The organism is Carnobacterium sp., assembly GCF_049673005.1.
GTDB lineage: Bacteria > Bacillota > Bacilli > Lactobacillales > Carnobacteriaceae > Carnobacterium_A.
Genome location: NZ_JBATXB010000049.1, coordinates 1 through 8,028, shown reverse-complemented (window position 1 = coordinate 8,028; position 8,028 = coordinate 1). Strand labels below are relative to the sequence as shown.

At 36.0% G+C, this 8,028-nt stretch carries 8 protein-coding genes; 6 read left to right on the top strand and 2 right to left on the bottom strand.

The genetic code is table 11. The features are described from left to right. Nucleotides 1-104 precede the first annotated feature (104 nt). Genes deoB through WBF61_RS04425 form a run of 6 tightly spaced genes read left to right on the top strand, consistent with a single transcriptional unit; the run spans nt 105 to nt 7,221 of the window. A complete protein-coding gene (gene deoB / locus WBF61_RS04450) occupies nt 105-1,277 on the top strand; it encodes a phosphopentomutase (protein ID WP_424254283.1) in 1,173 nt (390 codons plus the stop codon). 55 nt (nt 1,278-1,332) lie between these two features. Continuing rightward, nucleotides 1,333-2,358 carry a BMP family lipoprotein gene (locus WBF61_RS04445; RefSeq protein WP_424254282.1) on the top strand — a complete coding sequence of 342 codons (1,026 nt, stop codon included), beginning with the start codon at nt 1,333-1,335 and terminating at the stop codon, nt 2,356-2,358. 14 nt (nt 2,359-2,372) lie between these two features. Next, entirely contained in the window at nt 2,373-3,905 is a 1,533-nt protein-coding gene (locus WBF61_RS04440) for an ABC transporter ATP-binding protein (RefSeq protein WP_424254280.1), read from the top strand. Then, complete coding sequence (locus WBF61_RS04435) at nt 3,898-4,980, top strand: ABC transporter permease (protein ID WP_424254278.1); 1,083 nt, start codon at nt 3,898-3,900, stop codon at nt 4,978-4,980. The genes WBF61_RS04440 and WBF61_RS04435 overlap by 8 nt, the downstream gene beginning before the upstream one ends. Before the next feature lies 1 nt (nt 4,981). Continuing rightward, nucleotides 4,982-5,929: an ABC transporter permease gene (locus tag WBF61_RS04430; protein ID WP_424254277.1), complete on the top strand. Its 948-nt coding sequence runs from the start codon at nt 4,982-4,984 to the stop codon at nt 5,927-5,929. Continuing rightward, nucleotides 5,929-7,221 (top strand): NCS2 family permease, encoded by a 1,293-nt coding sequence (locus tag WBF61_RS04425; protein WP_424254275.1) that lies wholly within the window; start codon nt 5,929-5,931, stop codon nt 7,219-7,221. The genes WBF61_RS04430 and WBF61_RS04425 overlap by 1 nt, the downstream gene beginning before the upstream one ends. Nucleotides 7,222-7,308: 87 nt before the next feature. Here the strand turns inward: WBF61_RS04425 and WBF61_RS04420 are convergent, their stop codons facing one another. Beyond that, nucleotides 7,309-7,509, bottom strand: coding sequence for a hypothetical protein (locus tag WBF61_RS04420; protein ID WP_424254273.1), 201 nt, complete (start codon nt 7,507-7,509; stop codon nt 7,309-7,311). 16 nt (nt 7,510-7,525) lie between these two features. Further along, a partial coding sequence (locus WBF61_RS04415; protein ID WP_424254272.1) for a sulfurtransferase occupies nt 7,526-8,028 on the bottom strand: 503 nt, incomplete at its 5' end.

Here is an 8,028-nt window from a genome sequence, read left to right as displayed (position 1 = left end):
TGTCTGAAAGACCGTCAAATAACTGAACATTTTTACTCATGTTTTCACCTCAACAAAATTTTAATAGTAACAAGAGTGTACCATTAATAGAGAGGAAAGGTAATATGAAAAGTAAACGAATACATTTGATTGTGTTAGATTCAGTCGGAATAGGCGAAGCAGCAGATGCTGCAGCATTTAACGATACAGGGTCACACACCCTAGGACATATCGCTGAGTCGATGGAATTAGTTTTACCAAACCTAGAAAAAATGGGATTAGGAAATATTGACCAATTAAAAGGGATAAATAAAGTAACAAAAAGTGAAGCCTACTATACTAAATTAGCTGAAAAAAGTGTTGGAAAAGACACCATGACGGGCCATTGGGAAATCGCAGGCTTGCAAATTGATACACCTTTCAGAGTGTTTCCAGATGGCTTCCCAGATGAATTACTCGAAAAAATAACAGCATACTCAGGGAGAAAAGTTATTGGAAATAAACCAGCATCTGGTACGGGTATCCTTGATGAGTTAGGTGAAGAACAAATGAAGACAGGCGCATTGATTGTTTACACATCAGCAGATCCCGTTCTTCAAATTGCAGCTCACGAAGAAATTATTCCTTTAGAAGAGTTATACGACATTTGTGCGTATGTACGTGATATTACAAAAGATGATCCTTATATGATAGGAAGAATCATTGCACGGCCTTACCTTGGAGAGCCTGGTGCATTTAAACGTACAGCAAATCGTCACGACTATGCTTTAAGTCCATTTGGTGAAACCATATTAGATAAACTGAAAGATAACGGAAAAGAAGTTATCGCAGTAGGTAAGATTAGTGATATCTTCAACGGAAAGGGTATTACACAAGCCGTTCGAACAGTAAGCAATATGGATGGTGTAGATCAGTTATTAAAAGTAATGGAGAAACCTTTTGAGGGCTTATCCTTTACCAACTTAGTTGATTTTGACGCTCTGTATGGACACCGTCGAGACACAATAGGCTATGGAGAAGCTTTAATGGACTTCGATAAACGTTTACCAGAAATTTTGGAAAGACTCGATGAAGATGATTTGTTATTGATTACAGCTGACCATGGAAATGATCCAACTGCTCCAGGAACAGATCATACACGTGAGTATGTTCCATTACTTGTTTATTCAAAACAATTTAACCAACCTCAAGAATTGAAGCCTGGCAAGCACTTTTCAGATATCGGTGCGACCATTGTTGCTAACTTTGGTTTACCCGCAATCGAAAATGGTGAAAGTTTCTTAACCGAATTAAAGTAAGCAACGAGAACGTATTAAAAATGATCAAACAAATAAACTACAGGAGTGATACAAAATGAAAAAAACAACAATCAAAACTATTGGGTTCGCATTATTATCTATGACATTATTGGCAGCTTGTGGAAATGAAGAAGCAAGTGAGGGAGCAGATAAAGGCGATAAAAAAGAATTTAAATTAGGAATGGTAACGGACTTAGGAAGTGTAAACGATAAATCATTTAACCAAAGTGCTTGGGAAGGGTTACAACGTTTAAATAAAGATAAGGGCTATGAAGTAAAATACCTTGAGCCAAAAGCAGATTCAGAAGTAGAACCAAGCTTGTTACAATTTGTTAACAGCAAAACAGACTTAACGTGGGCAACGTCATCAACATTAGCTGATGCCGTAACAACAATTGCTGGCAATAATCCAGATGCAAAATTAGGAATTGTAGATGCAGAAGTAGAAGGAATTGAGAATGTTGTTTCCGTTTCGTTTAAAGAAAATGAAGGAGCATTTTTAGCAGGAGTTGTTGCAGCTAGCATGACTGAAACAGATAAAATTGGTTTTGTCGGAGGAATGGAAATTCCCGTTATCCAACGCTTCCATGCAGGTTTTGAAGCAGGAGTGAAAGCGGTAAATCCTGATGCAACAGTTGTAGCGAACTACGTGGGTGTCTTTAATCGTGTAGATATGGGTAAATCTGCTGCTTCTACAATGTATAACGATGGCGTAGATATTATCTTCCACGCTGCAGGTGGTACTGGGAATGGTGTCTTCAATGAAGCACAAGAACGCTTTGGAAATGGAGAAAAAGTTTGGGTAATCGGAGTAGACAAAGATCAATCATTAGAATTCGGTGACGACGTTACATTAACTTCTATGATGAAAAATGTAGACAACGCTGTTTATGAAATTTCTGAAAAAACAGCTGAAGGAAACTTCCCAGGCGGAGAAGTTGTTAGTTTAGGTCTAGCTGAAGATGGTGTTGGCTTAGCAACGACGTCAGATAAAAATGTACCAAAAGATGTATTAGACCTTGTAGAAGATTACAAAACAAAAATTATTTCTGGAGAGATCACAGTTCCTGAAAAACCATAAAGGAGAGTCATACTATGGAACAAAAACGAGTTGAAAAAGTATTAGAGCTAAAACACATTACAAAAAAATTCGGTAATTTTGTTGCCAATGATGACGTTTCACTGACTGTAAGACGTGGAGAAATCCACGCCTTACTAGGTGAGAATGGTGCAGGGAAATCTACTTTAATGAATGTCGTTTTCGGGATGTACCAACCTGAAGAGGGCAGTATTTCAGTTTATGAGAATGAAACAAAAATAGAAAATCCAAACCATGCTATTCATTTAGGAATTGGAATGGTTCACCAGCATTTTAAATTAATTGAAAACTTTACTGTTGCTGAAAATATTATTATAGGTATGGAGCCAAAAAACGGAATCCGCTTAAATATGAAAGCAGCGATTAAAGAAGTTAAAACTATTTCTGAAAAATATGGTCTGAAAGTAGATCCAAATAGTAAAATTGAGGATTTACCAGTAGGAATGCAACAAAAAGTTGAAATTTTAAAATGTTTGTATCGAGGAGCAAATCTATTAATTTTTGATGAGCCAACAGCAGTATTAACACCCGATGAGATTGGTGAGTTATTGCAAGTGATGCAAAAACTAGTAGCAGAAGGAAAATCTATCATCTTGATTACGCATAAATTAAATGAAATTATGAAGGTAGCTAATAAATGTACCGTTATCCGTAAAGGGAAATACATCGGTACGGTTGATATTAAAGACACAAATAAAGAAGAATTAGCAGAAATGATGATTGGTAAAAATATTTCGCGTGAGATTGATAAAGAAGCATACAATCCTAAACAAACAATTTTAGAAATTAAAAATCTAACGATGCTAAGTCCGAGTAAAAAGAAAGTATTAAACAATATTAATCTAACCGTTGCTTCTGGTGAAGTAGTGGGGATTGCTGGTGTAGATGGAAATGGTCAAATGGAATTAGCTGAAGCCATTATAAAGATGCGTAGTTTTCAAGAAGGCGATGTCGTTATTAACGGTGTATCTCAAAAAGATAAAACCACTCGTGAAATCTATGAATCTGGAGTAAGTTATGTACCAGCAGATAGACACAAACATGGGTTGGTTCTAGAAAATGACATCGCTGAAAACTTAATTTTAATCGAATATTATAAAGAAAAATACAATGATGGAATTAAATTAAATAAAGCCCTAATGTACGAAGAAGCTAGAGCAGCAATGAAAAACTATGATGTTCGTGCTGAAAATGAACGGACAATTGTACGTGGAATGTCTGGTGGGAATCAACAAAAGGTTATTTTATCAAGAGAAATTAGCCGTAATCCAGAACTGTTAATCATTGTTCAACCTACAAGGGGATTAGACATTGGCGCTATTGACTTCATCCATCGTGAAGTTATTCGTTTACGGGATAAAGGGGTCGCTATTTTACTGATTTCTTTTGAACTTGAAGAAATACTAACCTTATCAGATAGAATAGACATTATCTTTGATGGACAAATAGTTGGACAGACAAGACCAAGTGAAACAAACGATAGAGAATTAGGTCTAATGATGGCTGGCAAAGGATCGGGTGATGAATGAGACTATGGAAAAAATAAAAAAAAATTTAAAGAATAGTCAAGCAACTATTCCGTTAATAGCTATCCTTATTGCACTTGTCATCGGAGCAATCGTTATGTTGATCGGAGGATATAACCCAATAGTAGCCTACCAATCTTTAGTATTAAAGATTTTTGGATCAACCTACGATATGGGTGAAACCGTCCGAGCTATCATCCCACTTCTTCTAAGTGGATTCGCGGTTGCGGTAGCAAGTAAAGCAGGTATTTTTAACATCGGGGTTGATGGACAAATTATTATGGGAGCGGTGAGTTCTCTTTTAGTTGGTACGTTGATTGATTTACCTCCAATCATACATGGGATTGTAGCAATTATAGTCGGTGTCATTGCTGGAGGTTTATGGGGAGTTCTAATCGCTAGTCTTAAGACTAGGTTTGGAATTAATGAGGTTATCAGTTCGATTATGTTAAACTATATTGCACTCTACTTGAGTCATATGCTGATCAAGAGTTTTGCAGCACAAGAAGGAACAGCACGCTCATCTCTTATCAATGAGTCGGCGAGTATTGGATTCCCGTCATTAAATAATCTGTTTGGAGGTGCTCGTATTCACTGGGGTTTCATCATCATTCCATTCATTATTTTCGGATTCTATTATTTCTTCGAAAAAACACGTTGGGGATATGAAACTAAAGCAGTTGGATTAAACCCTGATGCAGCGAATTATTCAGGCATGAAAGTAAATGGAATTTTAGTCAGAACAATGTTTATTTCTGGTGCACTAGGTGGCTTAATCGGCACATTAGATACATTAGGCGTATATGGATACGTAGCCATCGTCTCTTCTACAAGTGGTGTAGGGTTTGATGGTATCGCGATAGCTTTATTAGGTGGCAATTCAACGTTAGGAACAACGTTATCAGGGATCCTAATTGGGGCATTAGATTATGGTTCACAGGGTATGCAATTTGGTGCAGGCGTACCAAGCGAAATTATCGGAATTGTTATTTCATTGATTATTTTCTTTGTAGCAGCTCCTGGTATTGTTAAAGCATTGTTACCGAAAAAAAAGACGCTAAAAAAGGAGGTAGAGTAAAATGACGGCTAATATTATAAGTGGAAGTTTGATTTTTGCGGCAGCCTTACTATTTGGTGGCTTAGGTGGAATGTTGAGTGAAAGAGCCGGTGTGATAAACTTAGGAATAGAAGGTTTCATGGTTTCTGGAGCATTTTTTTCAGCAGTTGGAGCTTATTATGCTGAGTCAGCTGGTATGGGAGGATTAAGTCCCTTCATTGGTTTACTAACAGCTTTTATCTGCACAGCATTATTCTCAGGGATGCATGCTTTAGCAACGTTAAAATATAAAGCGGATCATGTTATTAGTGGGGTTGTTATCAACTTGTTAGCAGCCAATGTCACTTTTTTCTTAGTTAAACTTCTTTTTGACGGAGCAGCAGAAACACCACGTTTAAAAAATATGTTTTCAAAAATTTCTATTCCTTATTTATCGGATATTCCGGTAGTTGGTAAAGCACTTTTTAGGTCATATCCTACAACCTATATTGCCTTTGCAGCTGTTCTTTTAATCGGGTTTGTTTTCTTTAAAACTTCTTTAGGCTTACGTTTAAGAGGGGTCGGAGAAAATCCAGGATCAATTGACACAGCAGGAATTAATGTAATGAAAATCAAATTTTGGGCTGTTATGTTAAGTGGCTCAATTGCTTCATTAGGTGGAGCGACAATTGTTCTAACAACAAATGGAAACTTCTCTTTTAACACAATTGCAGGACAAGGATACATTGCAATTGCAGCGGTTATCTTAGGTCGTTGGAATCCATATGGCGTTTTAGCGGGAGCTTTGCTATTCGGATTTGCACAATCTATTAAAGATCAAATTCAAATTTTAGATTTCGCAAGTTCTATTCCAACAGAAGTCTTTTATATGCTGCCATATCTTGTAACGTTACTTGCCCTTATTTTCACCGGTAGAAAAACTCGTGCGCCAAAAGCATTGGGAATTCATTATGATGCGAGTGTGAGATAATGGGGACCTTGCAACAATTCTTTAAAGTAAAAGAAAGTGGCAGTACGTTACAAACAGAAGTAGAAGCGAGTATTACTTCCTTTGTTTCTATTGTTTATATTGTAGCAGTGAATGCGTTGATTTTATCGCAAACGGGAATGAATTATAATTCAGTTATGGTTGCAACAATCTTGACGACTGCTCTTAGCAACATTTTAATGGGGCTCTATGCTAAGTCCCCGTTAATTTTGGCTCCAGGAATGAGCGATAATGCTTTCTTCACGTATATTTTAGTAGGTGCATTCGCTTTTACGTGGCAAGAAGGCTTATCGATTGTTTTTATCGTTGGAGTGATTTTTTTCTTATTAACTTATTTTAAAGTTACTGGGTTGCTTTTAGGAGCAATACCATCGACAATGATTAAAGGAATGAGTGCAGGAGTTGGTTTCTTCTTAATCTTTCTAGGTTTAAAAAATAGTGAAATTATTATTTCTTCACCGGAAACGATTGTAGCGCTAAATAATATTTTCCAGCCGATTCCGTTAACGATGTTGCTTACTTTATTAATGGGACTGTTTTTATTCGTTAAAAACGTAAGAGGAAATTTTTTACTAACGATTGTATTTGGAGTTATTGTCTCGATCTTTTTAGGTGTTACGGATATTAGCTCTTTTTCTTATTCTTTAATCAACATGAATTCGCTAGAACCATTTATTTTCCAGTTTGACTTCTCTAGTATTCTCTCTGTAAATTATTGGATTGCGGTCTTTTCATTGCTCATTCTTGTTGTTTTTCAAAATTTAGGAACGCAAATTAGTTTTTTAAACTCTGAAGATCCAGCTGTTTTAAAAAAAACATTAGAAGCAAATGGATTATCTGTTGTGATGGCAAGTGTCTTGGGCTGTAGCTCGACCTGTACAAGTGCGGAAGGAGCAACGGGGATGGCGGTAGGCGGGAAAAGTGGATTAACATCTTTCTTAGTGGGGATCTATTTTCTTTTTACTATCTTTTTAATTCCTTTTATTGCCCTTATTCCACTAGCTGTAATATCAGCTTTACTTGTTATAGTAGGCTCCCTTTTAGTGGCTGGAAATTTAAAAGATATTGATTTTATGGAATTCACAGAATATTTTCCAGCTATATTAATGGTTTTAATGATGGTTTTAACGTTTAATATAGCCGATGGAATTGGATGGGGTTTTTCTTTCTATACATTTCTAAAAGTAAGTACTGGAAAACATAAATCCGTCTCTAAAATGATGTACGTGTTAACAGGAATATTCATTTTTTATTTTGTTTTAAAGTTTATTTAAATGATCGAAAGGTTTGAACAATGTCACATGTCACCTCCAAATTTTAGAGCGGAGGAATGTGATACTGTTTAAACCTTTTTTTCTACATTAATTTAAAAAATATACATAATAGGCACCTTGGAAAAGTAAAATCAAATCACCAAAAATACCGATACAAAAAAACAGGAAATAGTAGGTTGATTTAGATATTTCCTTATTAAACAATTCTTTAAAAGCTTGAATAACTAACTGTTCGAATTTAAATAAACTCAAAATCCAGCCAATAAGAACAAAAGTAACAATAGCCATAGTGTTTAACCTCCTTTTACCTTTTTTTAAATGAGTTCTTTGTTTCTATTTTATTATCCACGTAACTAACCCAATCGCTGTAACCACCTAAGTAAAGCTTGGGATTTAAACCAACTTCTTCCATGAAAAGAATATTTACTGTGCCCGTTATGCCGGATCCACAATGAACAATGACTTCTTTATAAGTTTCAAGGGGTTCAAATCGTTCTTCTAGTTCTTCTTTATTCATTAATTTTCCATCACTCACTAAGTCAGTCCAAGGGTAACTAAGGGCGCTTGGAATATGACCAGGTCTAGCATCTAAAGGTTCCACTTTTCCTGAATAGCGTTCATAAGCTCTTGAGTCAACGATAACGGTATCGGGTAAATGAATAGCTGATTTCACGTCAGGCATATCAACAAGGAGAGAAGAGTTGATGGTTAAACGTAAAGAATCAGATACAACAGGTTCTGTTACATAATCCGTTACTTCTAGTTTATTTTCTAGCCACTTATTCATCCCACCTTCCAATACATAAA